Below are 16,671 nucleotides of genomic sequence, written 5' to 3'. Positions count from 1 at the left end.
GCCAAGAATGGCGATGCGGCGCAACCTCACTCCTCAAACCCATCGCCAAACACCGCACCGGCCGCCAAACCACTAAAGCTCACGCGAATCTCGTCGCTCAAGGTGATAAAGCGCCCATTGCCATGATGAACACGCGCCTGCAGACGTTGCTGTTCACCGGCAGCGGCGCCATTCCACTGCGCACTCCAGGGTGCCGAGCTGGTGCTGGCCACCACGGCGCCATTGGCCAGATACTCGACCTGCTGGATGCCGCTGTAACTGCTGGTGATGGACAAGGACAGCGTGGCGCCGGCCGCCAGCTGGGCGCCATTGGCCGGGCTGCTGATCGCCAGCTGCGGCGGTGCCGGCATGCCGGGCTCGCTACCGTCGATCTGATTGAGGAAGGCAATCAGCTGACTGCGTTGGCCGGCGCTGAGCGAGGCGCCGGCGGTGTGCTGCTGCGCATCGCCACTGGTCAGCAGCGCTTCCAGCGTCGCCGCCGAACCATCGTGCAGGTAGGGCGCGCTGTCCCACACGCCGCGCAAGGTTGGCGTGTCCAGTGCTTCCAACGCACCGCCAAGGCGATTGCCGCTGCCGGCGCTCAGGGTGCCGACATCGTGCCGCCGCGACCAGGCGCTGTCGCTGAAGGCCTCACCGGCATGGCAGTCGGCACAGCCCGATTGGATGAACAACGTGCGTCCGGCCATACCATCGGCGGTCAAGCTGCCGCTGGCACTGCGGAACGGCGAACGATCGAATCGATCCAGGCTGTCGACATAGGCCGCCAAGGCATCGAGTTCGGCGCTGATGCCGGCCTTCGGATCTCCCAACGGCTCTGAACGAGTACCGGCGTTGAAATCGGCATCGTCCATAAAGCCCAGGCCACCGAACAAGGCGCGCATCGGATTCTCGAAATCCTGGATCTCGTCGAAGTTGCCGCTCCAATGCACCCGACCGTGGCCCATGCCGGCGACGCCGCGCAAACTGGTGGTGTTGCGCAACCCCTCGCCGAGCTGGGTGAAATCCCATACCCGGCCATCCTGTCGGCCGTCGAGATGACAGGCGGCGCAGGAGAAATAGCCATCCTGACCCATCCGGGTATCGGCAGCATCGTAGAAGATTCGCTTGCCGGCCAACACCTCGGCACTCAGCGGCTCGCTTGAACTCGATGCTATGCGCTGCAGTTCGGTGAGACTGGCCGTGCCCTGGCTGACCAGATCGGCGGCATCGAGCACACTCACATTGCGACTCAAGAGGTTGTGCACGAACAGGCGCGAGGTTGCCGGGTCGAACGCCAGGCCCTGCGGCGTCATGCCGACTTCAGTGCGGGCGATTTCGCGGCGATTCCAGGGGTCGAGCGCTATCACCCGATGATTGCCTTCGAAGGCAACGAACAGGTGACTGGCGCCCGGCGCCCAGGCCAGAGCCGAGGGCCGCGAGGCATCATCGCTGTCGAAACGCGCACTGCTGACTTCACTGGCGCCGGCCCCGTCCAGGGTGCCGATCAGGCTGCGCATCGTGGTCTCGAAGCTGAGTGGGCTGCCCTCGCGGAATTGTCCGCGCAACACATTGTCCTTCTTCGCGGCGTAGAAAGCGCGCTGCCCGTCCGGGCTGCTGGCCAATGCCGCGACAAAGTTGGGCACTCCGCGCCCGGCGGTGCCGGAGTCGGCCGTCGTGCTATCGATCGGCAGGCTGATCGAATCGACCGTGCTGAATGCGGGCAGGCCAATGCGCCACACCTGCCCGGCGCCCGCTGCCGATACGAAACGCGAGGCGAACAAGCGGCCGCCATCACCCGACACACTGAGCGCATACACCTGCGGGCCCACTGCCAGCCGCGCATCGACGTTGGCACTGGCGGTGCTGAACCGCGCGATCTCGCCACTGCCAGATAGCGCCACATAACCGGTTGTTCCACCCTGGGCAAAGACGATTGCGGTGGGACGATCGCCATAGTCCAGCGGCAAGGTATGCTCCACCATGCGAGTCACGGGATTGATTCGACTCAGACTGTCGTCATCCCGGTTCACCACCCAGACCCGCCCGTCAGCGGCCACTGCCAAGCCCGCCGGATGATCACCCACCGAAATCTCCGCCAGTCGAGTGAGCGCGTCGGCATCAAACACCGCCACCGTGCCGTGATCGGGATTCACGCTCCACACCTCGCGCCGCGCCGGATGCACTACAATGCTGCTCGACACCGCGGCGGCATTGCCGCTGTGCCGGGCCACCAGCACCCGGGTCGCCGATGCGCTGCGACCGACCGCATTGCGTACCTGCAACTGCACCGTGTACTGGCCCGGTTGCGCATAGCTGTGCTGCGCCGCGGCGCTGCTCGACCAGCTGGTAGATGCACTGCCATCGCCGAAGGTCCAGCTGTACTCCAGCGCGTGACCGGCCGGATCACTGGCACTGGCACTGAACTGGATGTTCGACCCGGAAGTGACCGGTGAGCCCGGCGTGCTGCCCATGCTGGTAATCGACGGTGGCTGGCCGGTATCGACATTGTCGCCCGTCGAGAAGAAGAAACTTTGCGCGGCCATGCCATTGCCGGCCAGATCACGCACGCCGCCGGCCACGATGCGCAACTCGTAGCTGGTATCGGCCTGCAAGGGCGATACCGGATACACGTTCACTACGTCATAGCTGGTATGGATGATGATGGCCGGCAGTTGTGGCCCATCGACCTCACGCAGCTGGATGTTCTGCTCATTCACCGTGGTGGCGTCGAGACGCTCATTGATCACCAGGCCAATCGCGCTGTTCAGTGGCTGATGGGTCGCGCCATCGGCCGGCAGGTGGTAGCCGATCGTCGGCGCCCGGGTATCCAGGTTCGATTGATGGGTAAACAGGAATGAGCGGCTGCCGTTCTGCTCCGAGCCCGACACCAACAACAGATGGCCGAGCGGAATCCACTGGAAGTCGCTGAAACTATGCTGCGGGTTGGAAAACACCCGCTCAACTTGGCGCGTCTCCATATTGTACTTAACGCCACGATTGAATCTGCCGGCAAAGGCGAACTCATCCTGAAAGTGCACATAGCGGCCAGGCAGGTCATCGTAGGGAATCGTGCCCACCAGGCGCAGGTCGGCCGGGTCGCTGAAGTCGATGATCAAGGTATTGGCATTCTGCTGCGGCCCATTGGTGTTGTCGCCGATCATCAACACCAGATAGTGCCGCCACACCTGCCACGCCGAGGTGTACTGGCGGTAGTTGCCGGCCAACACATCGAGTAACACCGGCGCGGCCGGATTGCCGATATCGAACACCGCCAGGCCAGTCTGCTCATCGCCCGGAGTGATGAACAGCAAATTGCCGATACGAAAGCGATTGCCGACGTTAAGCCCGGCCAATTGCGCCACGCTGGTTTCGGCCAGCGGCGGCCAGTACCCCACTCGCGAGTCATAGATCACATCGCCATACCAGTTCGGGTAGGTGTCCATGAAGCCACCGCCCCACACCCGGGTTTGTACCGGGAAGTTATGAATCGCCTGGGTCCAGGGCACACGATTGCAGGGCTGAGCCAGACTGACGAACTGCGAAGTGCCCTGCGGCGGATCGGCCCCGACCTCTGGATTCCAGTACTGCCGATAGAACAGGTCGCCGATCTTCTGCCAGGCATGGCCGTTGACGCTGAGCGCACTGCTGCACATCAGCTGTGGGCTTTGCGGGTTGGCGATGTTGTACACCTGAGTGCCTTGGCCGTCAGTGCCGCCGAGGTACAGCAGGCCACGGTGGAACGTAGTGATGCGGCCGCCATGGTTCCAGCTCGCCAACTGGGTGCCAGCCGGCCAGGTTTGTGAAGGCAAGCCCTGCCCCTGCACGGCGCTCCAGCAGCACCACAACAACAAGCTCAATCCGAGCTTTGCACGCAACGACATCGTGTTCCCCGAGCACCGTGACGGGCCGAAGTGTAGAGTTCTGGCACGTCCAAAGTGCGATCTGTCTCACAGAATCTTCACCCACCGGGCTTAGCGGTCGAACGGCCGTCCTGGGCGGCGGCGCCACCGCGCACCCATTTGCCCGTTTGCCCCCTCTTATGGATTCCATCTCAAACAGAGGCTGTCATGACTCACCCAAACCTTACTCGCTGGCTTGGCCTGCTGCTCTTGCTCAGTACCTTCACCGCCCAGGCAGTGGATGAAGTATTCAGCACCGAAGACGGCGCCCTGCGGGGCTACGATGTGGTCGCCTACCACACCGAACACAAACCCGTGCTCGGCTCGGCCGCCATCACCCATCCATGGAATGGCGTTACCTGGCGATTTGCCAATGAGGCCAACCGCGACCGATTCGCCGCCGACCCACAACGCTACGCCCCGCAATACGGCGGCTATTGCGCCTATGGCACCTCGCGCGGCTACAAGGTGTCGACCCAACCCGAGGCCTTTGCCATCGTCGACGGCAAGCTGTACCTGAACTACAACACCGAGGTGCAGAAAACCTGGAACCAGGATCAGCCGACCTTTATCCAGCAAGCCAACCAAGTGTGGCAGACCCTGGAGGATCAGCCGTACGAGAAAGAGGCTAAGTAGTCAGCCGCGGAAACGTCGCGACACGCGGAAAGTTGGGCTCGGCAGGGGGGCTGAGCCACTGAACCGCGCGAATGACGCGCTGTCGGGCGGGAGTGGGCGGCACTGCTCCGCGCATCGCTGTTGGGACAAGACTCGACACAGCTCCGCAGTCTTCGTCACCCCCGCGCAGGCGGGGGGCCAGGACCTACGTCCCGACGGTTGAAACTAACACGTGGTTGCCGCGACAGCCAGCACGCCGCGGCCCCTGCACCACCAGGCTCCCAACCGCCTGGCCCCACACCGAAGTCTTCACAGTTACACCACCACTCCGATCTCCCCGAGCGCGCAGCGAATCGGTAGTATGGGCGCACTCTCCATATTCGCCCTGCAATGCCGACAGCACTTCTTCCGCCGCTCGACGACGTTCTGCACCAGGTGCCCGACGCCGTTTGCGTGGTCGATGCTGAGGGCAGGTTCCTGTTCGTCAGCGCGGGCTTTGAGCGGATTCTTGGCTACGCGTCCGGTGAAGTGATCGGGCGGCGGGCATTCGACTTCGTTCATCCTGACGATCGTGAGATGACCATGCGACAGGCCGAACGTATCAATGCGGGCCTGCTGCAGCGTCATTTTCGCAATCGATATATCCACAAGGATGGCCACACCATCGATCTTCAGTGGTCGGCGCGCTTCCTGGCCGAGTTCGGCGTGCGCGTGGCGGTCGGTCATGACGTCACCGAGCTTTGCCAGGCCGAACGCGCACTGGAGCATCTGGCCTCGCATGACGACCTGACCGGCCTGCTTAACCGCCACCGTCTGCACGCGGATTTGCGGCACGCCGTGCAGCATGCGGCAGCCGTCAATGGTGGCCTCGCCCTGCTCTACATCGACCTCGACGGCTTCAAGGCCGCCAACGATCTTCACGGCCATGCGACCGGCGATCAGATTCTTCAACAGGTCGCCCAGCGGCTGCAGCAAGGCGTGCGACGCAGCGACATCGTGGCGCGCATGGGGGGCGATGAATTCATCGTGTTGCTGCCCGGCTGTCCTGACCTTGCCACAGCCCGCAGCGTGGCCGACGGTCTGATCGCCCGCCTGAGTCAGCCGTTCGATCTTCTCGACATCATGATCCAGCTTGGGGCCAGCGTGGGAATCGCCTGCTATCCAGCCGATGGCCAGGACCCCGACACCCTGCTGGCGCATGCCGATCGCTTGATGTACCTGGAGAAACGGGCGCGGCAGTAGATCGGGCCCCGGCCCGCCACTCAACACGCGACCCTACCGGCAAATGCGGCTTTGAAGCGGGGCTTGCCGTCTTGACGAAGCGGCATGCGCCTGTCTTACATGGCGCACTTGGGCGGGCCGAAACACGCCCTGCTCATCGGCTTGCGGGCCAGGGCCCGCCTGCCCACCTGACCGCATCGTCTTGCCAGCTCCCGCGGAGCAAACGGCTGCGGGTTGACCCGCGGGGCTGAACGGGACCCGTCAACGGGCTGCCCATCGGACGCCGACAGAGAGCCCGAAAACGCCCGAAACGTACGGCCATCGCTCATTTCGCGTACGATGTCGGCTGGACCCTTGAGTTCACGCGCGTCCCGTCCGGCCCCATCGTCGCTCGCTTCGCTCCTTTCACGCGTCTTCACCCCGATGGGGTGACGCCCCTTCGGGAGCGCCCATGCTGGGCTATTCGGTTCGCGAGATTAATCAGGCCATTGGCCACCATCCCTACCGACTGCGCGTCTTAAGTGATCGCCAGCAGTTCGGCGACCCCGACGGGCGGGCCGCGGCGCTGGGTATTTCCTCGGCGCAGTGGAGTCTGTTTGGTCAACTTTGGCCGGCCGGACGCCTGCTGGCGCAGGCAATGTATCGCTTCGACATCACCGGCAAGCGCATCCTCGAACTGGGCTGTGGCATTGGGCTGCCGAGTCTGGTGTTGCAGCAGCGCGGTGCCAATGTGGTGGCCTCGGACGCGCACCCGTTGGCCGAAGTCTTTCTCGCCTACAACGCTGCGTTGAACGATCTTCCCGCCCTACATTATCGGCAACTGCGCTGGGATTCCCATCTGCCTGCCTTGGGCACCTTCGACGCCATCATCGCCAGCGATGTGCTCTATGAGCGCGGCCAAGCGGAGTTGATTGCCACCGTGGTTGAGCGCCACGCGCACCCAGAAGCGGAAATACTGCTTACCGACCCTGGGCGAGGCAACAGCGCTCGCTTCAGTCGCATGCTGAGCGAACAGGACTTTCGCGTCGATGATCTACGCTGCCCCATGGATGACAACGATGCGCCCCCGCATCGGGGCCGTCTCCTGCACTTCAAGCGCGGAACCATCGCTTCAGCCCTTATCGCCCGAACCCACTTAACTTAACACGAGGTTAAATCAAAGAAAGTCACTTCCTTATTCCCTTCTCACCAGGACACTCTATGCCACGCCAACGCAAGCCTGCAGCTGAAGCTGCAACCGCGAAAACAGCAACTCCGAGTACCAGCGCCAGTGCCAGTGCCAACAAATGGCCGGCCCGCAAATCCAGCGATCGCGGTGCCACCCTCACCCACGAGCGCCTCGACGAACAGCTTGAGGCCTTTCGCAAGGCCGGTGGCAAGATCGAGGTGCTGGGCACCACACGCTCGCTGCGCAACATCGACGTACCCCAAGACCAGCCAGCCGCCAACGCCCCTGCAGCCACCCCTGCCCCACGACGCGGCCGCTAGGCCCAGGAGCCCACCTTGCCCAAGCCAAATTACAATTTCGAAAAGCGTCAGCGCGAACTCGCCAAGAAGCGCAAGCAGGATGAAAAAAATGCGCGCAAGCGCCAGGCACGAACCGGCACCGACGCTGCTTCGACGGAGGATTCAATCTCCTCAGCACAACCCGACCGCGCCGAGGGCTAGCCCGGATATTTCATGAGGGGGCGCGGATGATCACCGAGGACTTTGCGTCGAGTGCAAGGCGCGACGAGCCCAAGTGGTGGGCCCACTTGGGCGAGAAGCAACGCGGCAATCGGCGCAAAGGACCGGTGAGGGCCGTGCCAGCGCCGAAAGATCGCGAACACTCTGTTATCTCAACACCATCGGTCGAAACTCTCGCCCCGCTTGGAATTGCCGGATCTTTCGGCGCGACCTCATGAAATATCCGGGCTAGCAGGCTGCTGAGACAAGAACTTCAGCAGCCTGCCAAGCACGCGCCCGGCTGGCAACGCAGCGGGCGATTGTGCAGGTAGCCGAACTTTCTTATTGAACCTTGCTTGTTGATGTTTCAATTGGTCGGTTCGCGCAGCGACGTAGTCGCTGTGAAGCACACGCGCGTTCGGGTATGCCTGCCGCGAGCCTGTCGAACGGTACCGGACGCGCGGGGCTTGACGTTGAACAGGATGTTCAAACTTCAAGTTGCCGTATCAATGGTTCAGCAACACCACATGGAGCTGTTCGGGCCAATACTCTTGTGCCCGAACAGCGAACCGCAGTGCGCCGTTCTCGGCATCCCAATCAAACGGTGAACCCGTGTAGGGATCACGCAACTCGGACTGCTCAATGCAGCGCTTGATCACTCTCTCGCCGGCTCCGTCCCGCAGCACACAGAGTTTGACCTGCCACATCCTGCGTAGCGCTTCCTGATCGTACAACCGGTAGTGGTAGTCGAAAGCGGGCACGGCAATCTGCGCGAGAATCCGGCCCGAATAGTTGTAGCTCATCTGCTGCAGAATCGACGAAGGATCCTCAAAACTGACAAAGGTCGCTTCAAAGCGCGGCGCGATCTGCGCCTTGACCTGATCAATCTCGGCCGCCGGTGCCTGCAGCAGACGCAGTATCAGCCGCTTGTGGATAGCATGCAGATTCATGGTCGCTGAGTGATTGTAGGTTGCCGAAATCATCAGACCTTTGAGACAACCTTCCTGTGCTGAGCCATCCAGACACTGACCCACCGAGCTGATCAGACCGGGAATGGCCTGCCTGAATCCTAGTTCGGTCAAACGATATTCGCGGCCGATGGCTAGCGAAAAATCTGCCGGCAACGCGCGTGCAGCGAATATGCGATCGAAGTGCCCATTCAGTGCGGGGCTTTCCAGCACATCGAGTCGATCCAGCACCGAGCCGGCTATCCGCTGCAACTGTTCGATACGGCGAGCGGCGCGCAGCACGGTGACCAGTTCCTGCGGCTGCGCCGTAACCCGATGCCAGAATTCGACTTCCTGGGCCAGCCTATTCAGGCTATAGGCCAAGGCCTCGCCATCATCCACGCCGCCACGAGCCAACTCGAGCGCGATCAAGCCGGAGCGCAGCGCGGCCTCGGTGATAGCCGGGAAAGGCTCTTCCAGAGACGGCGTAGCCAGATCCTGCCATTCGCTGAGCGCCAGCAATTGCTCGAATCGCTGCAGCCGAGTTCGGTTGGCGTCGGCAAGGGTGTAGAGCGCGGCCCCGTTTGTCAGGGCCCAGACCAGGCAGTCGTCGCTGCGATCATCGCAATAGTTGTCGAAACCATGCGTGGAGAGACTCGGCGCTTGCACGGGAAGCGCTTCTGGCGCCGGCAGGAACGCCTCCCTGCTCTTTGATTGCTCCAACCATTGCTCGTACGCCTGCCAGCGCTGCCGGCCGTAAGCGACCGGGTCACCCTCAACTGCTGCGCCGATACCCATGAGATGCAGCCAGGCGTTGTCCTGATCCGCCACCTGGCGCTGGGACAGAGATTCGAAGTAGCGCACATCGCTGTTCGGCGCTTCATCGATGCGGTTGTAGAGCACAAGAGCCAACAAAGGAAGCAGCGGCAGGGCCAGCAACACGAGAAAAAAACGCCACAGCCGACGCCTCTTGGGGGATTGCTTCGCTCGAGCACGTCCAGCCGGGTTAGACATACGATGGCGCTGCCCCACTCTGACTCAGCATGCAGATCCGAGGAGAGTGGCCAAGACTACCCCCGCTGTCAATCCACACGCACCGAAATGGGCCAGCGAAAATCAACAGGCGGCGGCCTACTAACACATTGTTCCATTTCTACAATCGACACATGATTCAGTGAAATCACACGTTCAGTTGCCCATCGTTTCGCCTACCCGATCGCCGTCAAACTCGATGAACAAGGTAAGGGTTTGCGGATCGTTCGGCGCCATCGGAATATTGTGGTACTCCCAAATCTCAGTGCCGAAGAACACCTTCTTCAGATCCGGCTCGCCAAATCGGGCGACGACGCTGGCTCTGCTGCTGCCGCGCGGATCGTTATTTCCGGTCATGTAGAAGTTGCGCCGCGGCGGCGGTGACGGTGGGCGCCAGTTGCCGATTCGGCGTGCCGCCTGCACCGATTTCGCCATCACCGGTTCTGGCAAGTAGTTGAACTGATAGACGATGTCACCGTCGACATGCGCTTCGAAGCACTTGCGCACTCCGTCCTCGATCAGGCCCCGATTGGGATAGAACCAGCGCTCTTCCTTCCCCTCGAAGTACCGCGCAGCGGGCGGGCCCCAACGCTCTTGTAGCTCGGCAGCCGAGCTGCCGATGGAGGACAACTCTTCTCGCGTGACTTCGACAAATGGGCCACTGGCGACCTCCGCTGACGCGGGACCGGGCGATTTCACCTCACGTCTTTCCGCGTCATCGCTACAAGGCGATTGGCTGTACACCACTCCCTGCGGCGTCTTGCACTTGAACACACTCTGCGCACCGGCCTGACCGGCAAGCAGGCACAACACCACCACCATCCATACGTTCATGATCGCCCCCCGCGTAGAGTCCGCGCTCTGAATCGTGTTGACAGTTTACTCCTCAAGGCTGCGCGGTGAGCCAGCTTCACCTCCGCCTCCGCGGCAGCGGTCGCACACCCGGCCCGATCAGCAGCAATTCAACGCATACCATCGCCAGACAATAGACCAGCACGGTAGCCATCGCTCGCTGCGGCTCACGCTCCCAGCCAGTGCTGGCGTTCCAAGGAATCAGCCGATCCAGCAAGGCGGTGTCGATATCACCCAGCGGCATGGGTACCAAGGCGGTGAGCACCAGCATGGACAGGATCACCAATATCAAGATGCAGATCGAGACCGCAGTCTGCCCAATCAAATGCTGCAGCCCAGCCGCCGAGCTGGTGACCAGTAACAGAAACCGCAGGCCGATCAACAGCAAGAGGTAGTCGACCAGCGGATCGTCGCCCAGCCTGCCAGCCACATAGATCGAAGGCGCGAAGAAAGCGAAGAGAAATCCGGCCACAATCAGCGCCCGATTGCTCCATCGTCGAGTCTTGCTGCACAAGCTCGCCGCCACCAGAGTGACCCCCAACAGAACGAACTCGGTGATCAGCAGACGCGGCACATAACCGACCCAGCGCTCATCGCCCCAGGCCGATGTGTCGAGCCACAAACGCAGCACCTGACCACCGATCACGGCAAACCCGGCGGCCGACATGATTGCCCCCAGCCAGCGCATGGCACTCGATGCTTGCATTGTCTGCACAGATCCAAGCAGCCTCGATAGTCCATTATGCCCAATTGCGACCAGTGCTCAGACGCAGCTTCCAAGCCGGCGGAGAACGGCGTGGGCTACGCACGCATTTCAGCACCCACTAAGGAGATCGGTCGATGCGCAGCACGCAAGGCAACAGGATCGGGTCGCCACTGATGATGGCCTTGGCCATCGCCCTCTCCTTCACGATGGCGCCCGCACGGGCGCGGTGATTTCTTGGCGGGCCAGGGCCCGCCCTACGCTCGCTTCTTGCTGAGCAACCAAACCACGGCGAATATTGCCAAACCCACTACGCCGGACGCCAAACACAGCGCATGCAGGTCCTCTATGCTGATCAGCTTGTAGATGGGTTTGACGATTGAGAACGGCCACAGAGGATGCATGTCGGAATGCATGATGCTGTCGAACACGACGTGGCTGAAGGTACCCACGGCAACACCGGTCGCAACGGGCCAGAATGAGGGTCGATCGGGCGTGGCGAACATCCGCAGCCACGGCCACTCGAACCCTTCGATCAGCCATCGCCAGCAGCGACTGAACAGCGGATATGAAAACCAAACGATGGGTAAGGTCGGCACAGCGATTGCCAAGGCGCCGACATAGGTATGGGTAACCCCGTGCAGTACTTCGTCGTCGCGCAGAATGCGCACCAAGGGCTCGATATCCATGGCGATCTGCGCGTAACCGAACGCCACCAGACTGAAGTGCCGTCCTGTGAGCGCCTTTAGCGCCATGCCCGGCCCCATATGAATCGGTGTGAACGGCATCGCAGACTCCTCGTGGTCGAAAGCTCTTCTTGGCAGTGCGGCCTGGCAGGCTGCTGAGACTCATTTCAGCAGCCTGATTTTGCGCGCCACGGACGGCGCGCGCGGAAATCGAACACGCAAGTGGTTGATTTCCGGCAAACCGTTCGACAGGCCCACGGCAGGTGTGGCGCGGCTTTGCCGCGACCGGCTTGCCGTGAGCCTGCCGAACGGCGATCCCTGATCTTGTCGAAGGGTTGCGCTGAAAACCTCCAGGATGGAGGCATTTCAGCAACCTGCTAGCTCGGAGCGAACCTTGCCTTGTGTCGCTTCCCTGCATCACCAATCACATCCCAGGGCGCACGTGAATCGACCCATACGTGATGCGCGACGCGCAGTTGCTCACCGCCAATGCTGATCGAACCCGCCGGTACGAACATGCGTTCACTGTCATTGGTGCCAGGCATGGCCGAGCCGCAGGTGCGGCAAAACCAGGATTCCCAATCAGCGTCGGGCTTCTTCCACATCGCCACCTGCTCCTTGCCGGCCAACCATCTGAACTGGTGATTAGGTACCAGCACCACCGCGATGCCCTGGGCGCCGCTAAAGCGGCGGCAGATCGAGCAATGGCAAACGTACACGTCGGTCAACTCTGTATCGATTTCGTAACGAACCGCGCCGCAGTTGCAGTTGCCCTGAATCATCACCCGCTCCGGCTGTGCAATGGGTCGATTCTATCCATCCTGGATGCCGGCTGCGTCCAGCGTCGGCCTGCGAGCCTTCGTCTCAAACCAATCAAGCCCTGAACCGAGTGGACTTGCCTCCCCCTCTCCCCTCGCCGTAGCGGTTTAAAGCCCCTCTCCCCTGGCGGGAGAGGGGTTGGGGTGAGGGGGGATGCTCACTTCGCGGGCTCGCCCCCTACCCAGGAACCTCGCTATGCGAGGACCCTGGGCAGGCAAAGATCGGCTCCCTAACCCCACCCCGCCCCCCCGAGCATCGGGGAGGGAGTTCCGGGGCACCAGCCGGCGCGCGTTGTCAGTGCGCATCGATCTCTCCCCCGCCAGGGGAGAGGGGAGTAGAGCACGATCTAGACTAATCAACAGGTTATGATATCGGCTCATGGAAAGAGCCTATGTGCAATCGGCATGTTAAGGCTGTCCAAGCTGTGCCGAGTGAGGAGCGCGGGCATGGTCGCGGAACCAGGTCACGATCTCCTGGTGCGCTTGTTCCCAGCTCCGCCCCAGCGAATGACCGTCGTCGGGGTACATGATCAATTTGCTCGGATGCCCCAGTGCATCCAGTCGAGCCTTGAATCGTGGCCCGTTGTTCGGATCGACGCGATCGTCCTCGCCACCATGAAGCAGCAGAATGGGCATGTCGCGTGGCAACTCCTCGGCCCAGTGCATGACCGATCGCTCGGCTAACGCTTCCTGCTTGCGACTGGCATAGTTGGGGATACGGGCAGCGTAGACGCGCTCCATTTCGGGCCGAAACTTCAGTTCCAACTCAAGATCGACGTCGCCATTGACCGAGGCCAGCGCGCGGATTCGGTCGCTTCCGCGCGCTACCAAGTAGCTCATCATCACGCCACGACTTGCGCCGAGCATGAAGATGTTGTCCGGATCGGCCTGCGGAAGTCGATCAACCAGTTCAAGCAACCGCTCAACGTCGCGTACGTCGGCACCACCGAATTCATCTCTACCGAATTGCTCAGGATTCGACTCATTCAAGCCGCGATACTGACTGCTTAGTACCAGGAAGCCGTCCTGGGCAAACGGCACCAAGCGTTGCAGGGCAAGTGCGAAGCTGATCGCGCCGAACCCACCGTTACCGCCGCGATTGAATATGAGCACAGGCAGGCGACGGCCCGACTCGCCCTTGGGTGCGATCATGAAACCGGAAATCTTCAGGCCGTCGCTTTCATAGGTAATAAAGCGACAATCCACCGTCGCGACCGCCGTGTCGTACTTCTCGCGTGATGCCCAGACCGACAGCAACCAGCTCTTGGGATTCCAGCTGCCGTTCTTCTGTCGCAGCAATGCGCTCCACTCGTCGTAGCCACCGCCGAAATAACACGTCGTCTCCCTCTCGAAAGCCCCGGTTGGCTCGACCTCGGCCCGTGCCGGCCACGGCCCCCGATCGCTGAACTCAAAGTACAGCCCGACACTGGCCCAGCCAGCCATCAGCAACACAACGACCAGCCCAAAGCGCCGCAAGATCCTTCGCATCCTCATTCCTTCCTATTCCAGCAACTAGTCGTTACGCCCCGGGTTCGGATTCAACTAACACCCAACTCATCCCGCGCGATCGGCACCTAACACGTGATCCTTGACCCTTCGGCCTACCAACGGTCATCCCGGCGCAAGCCCACCTCTGCCTGTGCAAGATCCAGCGCTCGGACCTGCTTGTTCTTGGTTGGCCGTGTTGATCACGGGGAGATCCGCCAGGGAACGCATCAGCGTGGCTAGTGTCGTGCGATGGGTAGGCATAGTGATACTGCCTGTGTGAACTGACCTCAAACTTACGCCGTCTCGGCACGAAACTCTTCCATTGAGCCAACGTACTCGTCGCCCAGTTGGACAATTTGGGCTCGACTCAAGGCATTCCTGGCCAGCTGAAAGACTTCATGCTCTTCTTCTTCTAGGTGGTGTTTCACCCGATCGAATAGCAGCTTTGCCCGCCTGAGCCAGGCACTGCTCGACATATCCACCTCCTCCAGCGATTCGACCAACTCGTCGATTTCATGATGCTCGGCGATGCTGTGACGCGCCTTCTCCTGGGTCAGGTCGCAGGCAATCAGCGGCGCGTAGAAATGACGCTCCTCCGCCGCGGCATGACTCGAAAGCTCGGCCTTGAGCATGGCGAAAAGCTCACGACGGGCGCGACTGTCACCTTCCGTCTTTTCCAACAGCTCAACCAGCCGGCGTTGACGATCGTGGTCCTGGCGCAATGTTTCGAAAATGGTCTGGCTCATAGCGTGCTCACAGGCCTCGTGTCAATTACGAATCCCAATGTCGGAATGACTCGCCCTTTACTTGAGCACGCTCCGCGCCAATCGCCAAGCCATTGATTGTTTGAGCAATGGAAGCGGCACGCCGAGAAAATGCCGGCAATCTGCCCGATCACGGTCGGCAACTCGCACGACGCCTTCGCTCTCCGCTAGGCATGCTCATCCCTCGCAGCGTATGATCGCCGCGGTTCTGTTTACTAAGCCAACGTGATCCACATCGTTTGCGGCCCTTCGTGCGCCGGAAAAAGCACCTATATCGGCGCGCAGCAACGCGCTGATCAGCGCATCGGCCTTCCCAACAGGCCCGTGGTATTTCCGTTTGCCGCGACAGACGAATCGCTTACCAAGAACTGCTTCTATCACTACAACATTCTGCGCTCAGCCGCCGGACAGCAGCGCCGCCACCCGCTTGCCCGCCCCACTCCCCGCTTCTGCCACGATGAGGCCTGGCAGACTCTGCTGGCCCACCCGGCGCCTAAACAGGCCGTCGTCATCGTCACCGCCGAAGCGGAACTGCGCCGTCGCATGAGCACACGGCGCTGGGTAGAGCCCGACTTGATCGGCGCAGACAAGCAGGCGGCCTACCCCAATGACTACTGGCTGGCCCTCATCGATGCCATTGAACCGCGCGAGGTCTATGCGCATTGGTTAGCCGAACTTCGACGCCAGCAGATTCCTTACACCCTGGTGCGTGGCGACCTGCCGCTATCGCCACTGATTGATCCGGACTCGCCGCAGCACGGCGAATCGGCAATCACCCATTCAGCAGTAAGGGAATCTGTCCGACCGATACATGCGGCAGCAACTCGGCACGCATCTGTTCCAACTCGCCATGCGCGCGGTTGAGCGTCGTCTTCGTAGTCCGAGGGAGGTGCGTCCAAGACGCACCCTATGGTTAAGGTGTCATGGGGTGCGTCTTGGACGCCCGGGCTATGCGGTTGAACACCGCGCGCCGCAACAACACGCAGCTATTTGTCCGAGGCCGAACGCTTTCCCCACGTGGCACGGCGCCACGACCAACGCCACAAAAGGGCCAGCGGAAACGCCACCGGCAAGAACGGCGCACCGTAGGCCAACATACTAATCAGATCGAAGGCCCCCTCAGCAAACGAGTCCGCCGAGTCACCAATCGCTTCGCCAAATTCTCCCATCGAGAAACAGGCACATAGGCCGAGAAGTTCAGCGTCAGCAGATTGGTTTCAACCCGTCGAGATTGGTTGTTGGCAGTCAGACGTGCACCGGATTTCCAGCGATGGAGGTTGTGGCGCCCCCTACCAAACCAAATCATCCGGCACCACAAACCGCTTGTAATACTCATCCTCAGCTTCGCCACCACCCGCCGTTCCCCCACGGCCGTGATCGACGACAATCATCCCCGCATCCCGCGACTCAATCTTCTCCACCACAGCCCGCGGCACCACCGCGTAGCTATCATCGAACCGCACAATCACCACCGAGCCCTTAGCCAGCTGTTTGCGCAACGAATCGGTGACGAGGATGCTGCGGATGGCGTTGCCGTCGGTGAAGCGGTAGTCGCTGTCGCCTTCCAGCTTGAGTTTGTTCTGTTCGATGATTTGCCGGGCCTGGGCGCGTTGTTCCTGGATGCGGGCCTGGGCGTTGCGTTCGGCCTGGAGTTGGCGATCGCGTTCCGCTTTCTCACGCCGTTGGCGTTCGGCTTCGGCTTGCTCGGCACTGGGAGCGGCGGCGTTGGCGCTGCGCTGCTTGGCTTGCTCGCGGGCGACGGCGTCGATCTTGGATTTCTTGGCCAGGCCGGCCTTGAGGAGTTGTTCTTGTAGGGCGTTGCGCATAGGGAATCAGTGTTGCGAGTGATTTCCGGATCGTAGCGCTTTGGGCGGTCATTTGGGCCACGCGCGGCTCATCAGCTGGGTGACATTTTGCACAATCGGGCCTGGGCGATGTCGGTTTAAGCGAAGAGTCGGTCAAATCAAGTCGAGCCTTGCGAACGACTTTGATGGGCCACAGG

At 61.5% G+C, this 16,671-nt stretch carries 16 protein-coding genes; 7 read left to right on the top strand and 9 right to left on the bottom strand.

Going from position 1 to position 16,671, the window contains the following annotated elements; genetic code table 11:
- Nucleotides 1-26 precede the first annotated feature (26 nt).
- Nucleotides 27-3,860, bottom strand: a complete 3,834-nt coding sequence (locus IFO71_RS02680; protein WP_192027980.1) for a PKD domain-containing protein — start codon at nucleotides 3,858-3,860, stop codon at nucleotides 27-29.
- Between the two features lie 186 nt (nucleotides 3,861-4,046).
- Here IFO71_RS02680 and IFO71_RS02675 point away from each other — a divergent pair, with 186 nt between their 5' ends.
- The 5 genes from IFO71_RS02675 (at nucleotide 4,047) to IFO71_RS02655 (ending at nucleotide 7,382) form a co-directional block, all read left to right on the top strand.
- Nucleotides 4,047-4,514, top strand: coding sequence for a YHS domain-containing (seleno)protein (locus tag IFO71_RS02675; RefSeq protein ID WP_192027979.1), 468 nt, complete (start codon nucleotides 4,047-4,049; stop codon nucleotides 4,512-4,514).
- Nucleotides 4,515-4,883: 369 nt separating this feature from the next.
- Nucleotides 4,884-5,735: a diguanylate cyclase domain-containing protein gene (locus IFO71_RS02670; protein ID WP_225444313.1), complete on the top strand. Its 852-nt coding sequence runs from the start codon at nucleotides 4,884-4,886 to the stop codon at nucleotides 5,733-5,735.
- 430 nt (nucleotides 5,736-6,165) lie between these two features.
- Complete coding sequence (locus IFO71_RS02665) at nucleotides 6,166-6,858, top strand: class I SAM-dependent methyltransferase (protein ID WP_192027978.1); 693 nt, start codon at nucleotides 6,166-6,168, stop codon at nucleotides 6,856-6,858.
- Between the two features lie 56 nt (nucleotides 6,859-6,914).
- Nucleotides 6,915-7,202, top strand: coding sequence for a hypothetical protein (locus IFO71_RS02660; RefSeq protein ID WP_192027977.1), 288 nt, complete (start codon nucleotides 6,915-6,917; stop codon nucleotides 7,200-7,202).
- Nucleotides 7,203-7,217: 15 nt separating this feature from the next.
- Nucleotides 7,218-7,382: a hypothetical protein gene (locus tag IFO71_RS02655; protein ID WP_192027976.1), complete on the top strand. Its 165-nt coding sequence runs from the start codon at nucleotides 7,218-7,220 to the stop codon at nucleotides 7,380-7,382.
- A gap of 503 nt (nucleotides 7,383-7,885) precedes the next feature.
- On the opposite strand, the gene IFO71_RS02650 is transcribed toward IFO71_RS02655, so the two are convergent.
- The 4 genes from IFO71_RS02650 to IFO71_RS02635 form a co-directional block, all read right to left on the bottom strand.
- Nucleotides 7,886-9,268 carry a hypothetical protein gene (locus IFO71_RS02650; protein ID WP_192027975.1) on the bottom strand — a complete coding sequence of 461 codons (1,383 nt, stop codon included), beginning with the start codon at nucleotides 9,266-9,268 and terminating at the stop codon, nucleotides 7,886-7,888.
- A 246-nt stretch (nucleotides 9,269-9,514) separates the two neighbouring features.
- A complete protein-coding gene (locus IFO71_RS02645) occupies nucleotides 9,515-10,192 on the bottom strand; it encodes a DUF4124 domain-containing protein (RefSeq protein ID WP_192027974.1) in 678 nt (225 codons plus the stop codon).
- 76 nt (nucleotides 10,193-10,268) lie between these two features.
- On the bottom strand, nucleotides 10,269-10,916 hold the full coding sequence (locus IFO71_RS02640; protein ID WP_192027973.1) for a hypothetical protein: 648 nt from the start codon (nucleotides 10,914-10,916) through the stop codon (nucleotides 10,269-10,271).
- 254 nt (nucleotides 10,917-11,170) lie between these two features.
- Nucleotides 11,171-11,701, bottom strand: coding sequence for a DUF4184 family protein (locus tag IFO71_RS02635; RefSeq protein WP_192027972.1), 531 nt, complete (start codon nucleotides 11,699-11,701; stop codon nucleotides 11,171-11,173).
- Here IFO71_RS02635 and IFO71_RS02630 point away from each other — a divergent pair.
- Nucleotides 11,691-11,921, top strand: a complete 231-nt coding sequence (locus IFO71_RS02630) for a hypothetical protein (RefSeq protein WP_192027971.1) — start codon at nucleotides 11,691-11,693, stop codon at nucleotides 11,919-11,921. The two genes, IFO71_RS02635 and IFO71_RS02630, sit on opposite strands and share 11 nt — an antisense overlap.
- Nucleotides 11,922-11,976: 55 nt before the next feature.
- Here IFO71_RS02630 and IFO71_RS02625 read toward each other — a convergent pair whose 3' ends face one another.
- The 3 genes from IFO71_RS02625 to IFO71_RS02615 all read right to left on the bottom strand — a co-directional run bounded on the left by IFO71_RS02625 (nucleotide 11,977) and on the right by IFO71_RS02615 (nucleotide 14,651).
- On the bottom strand, nucleotides 11,977-12,381 hold the full coding sequence (locus IFO71_RS02625; protein WP_192027970.1) for a GFA family protein: 405 nt from the start codon (nucleotides 12,379-12,381) through the stop codon (nucleotides 11,977-11,979).
- A 444-nt stretch (nucleotides 12,382-12,825) separates the two neighbouring features.
- Nucleotides 12,826-13,905: an alpha/beta hydrolase family protein gene (locus IFO71_RS02620; protein WP_192027969.1), complete on the bottom strand. Its 1,080-nt coding sequence runs from the start codon at nucleotides 13,903-13,905 to the stop codon at nucleotides 12,826-12,828.
- Between the two features lie 293 nt (nucleotides 13,906-14,198).
- Nucleotides 14,199-14,651, bottom strand: a complete 453-nt coding sequence (locus tag IFO71_RS02615; protein ID WP_192027968.1) for a hemerythrin domain-containing protein — start codon at nucleotides 14,649-14,651, stop codon at nucleotides 14,199-14,201.
- A 243-nt stretch (nucleotides 14,652-14,894) separates the two neighbouring features.
- On the opposite strand from IFO71_RS02615, the gene IFO71_RS02610 reads away from it, so the two are divergent.
- The gene (locus tag IFO71_RS02610) at nucleotides 14,895-15,533 is read left to right on the top strand and encodes a hypothetical protein (protein ID WP_192027967.1); all 639 of its coding nucleotides are present in this window, start codon (nucleotides 14,895-14,897) and stop codon (nucleotides 15,531-15,533) included.
- A gap of 425 nt (nucleotides 15,534-15,958) precedes the next feature.
- On the opposite strand, the gene IFO71_RS02605 is transcribed toward IFO71_RS02610, so the two are convergent.
- Nucleotides 15,959-16,495, bottom strand: coding sequence for a DUF2058 domain-containing protein (locus IFO71_RS02605; protein WP_192027966.1), 537 nt, complete (start codon nucleotides 16,493-16,495; stop codon nucleotides 15,959-15,961).
- Nucleotides 16,496-16,671: the final 176 nt, after the last annotated feature.

Origin of the sequence: Pseudomarimonas arenosa (genome assembly GCF_014841215.1) — a bacterium.
GTDB classification, from domain to species: Bacteria; Pseudomonadota; Gammaproteobacteria; order Xanthomonadales; family Xanthomonadaceae; genus Pseudomarimonas; species Pseudomarimonas arenosa.
The sequence above is the reverse complement of the archived record's forward strand: the minus strand, read 5'-3'. Positions and strand labels throughout refer to the sequence as shown.

Bases quoted from the DNA above. Each gene is read 5' to 3' on its own strand.
- IFO71_RS02680 (WP_192027980.1), bottom strand. From the start codon at position 3,860: ATGTCGTTGCGTGCAAAGCTCGGATTGAGCTTGTTGTTGTGGTGCTGC.
- IFO71_RS02675 (WP_192027979.1), top strand. From the start codon at position 4,047: ATGACTCACCCAAACCTTACTCGCTGGCTTGGCCTGCTGCTCTTGCTC.
- IFO71_RS02670 (WP_225444313.1), top strand. From the start codon at position 4,884: ATGCCGACAGCACTTCTTCCGCCGCTCGACGACGTTCTGCACCAGGTG.
- IFO71_RS02665 (WP_192027978.1), top strand. From the start codon at position 6,166: ATGCTGGGCTATTCGGTTCGCGAGATTAATCAGGCCATTGGCCACCAT.
- IFO71_RS02660 (WP_192027977.1), top strand. From the start codon at position 6,915: ATGCCACGCCAACGCAAGCCTGCAGCTGAAGCTGCAACCGCGAAAACA.
- IFO71_RS02645 (WP_192027974.1), bottom strand. From the start codon at position 10,192: ATGAACGTATGGATGGTGGTGGTGTTGTGCCTGCTTGCCGGTCAGGCC.
- IFO71_RS02640 (WP_192027973.1), bottom strand. From the start codon at position 10,916: ATGCAAGCATCGAGTGCCATGCGCTGGCTGGGGGCAATCATGTCGGCC.
- IFO71_RS02635 (WP_192027972.1), bottom strand. From the start codon at position 11,701: ATGCCGTTCACACCGATTCATATGGGGCCGGGCATGGCGCTAAAGGCG.
- IFO71_RS02625 (WP_192027970.1), bottom strand. From the start codon at position 12,381: ATGATTCAGGGCAACTGCAACTGCGGCGCGGTTCGTTACGAAATCGAT.
- IFO71_RS02620 (WP_192027969.1), bottom strand. From the start codon at position 13,905: ATGCGAAGGATCTTGCGGCGCTTTGGGCTGGTCGTTGTGTTGCTGATG.
- IFO71_RS02615 (WP_192027968.1), bottom strand. From the start codon at position 14,651: ATGAGCCAGACCATTTTCGAAACATTGCGCCAGGACCACGATCGTCAA.
- IFO71_RS02605 (WP_192027966.1), bottom strand. From the start codon at position 16,495: ATGCGCAACGCCCTACAAGAACAACTCCTCAAGGCCGGCCTGGCCAAG.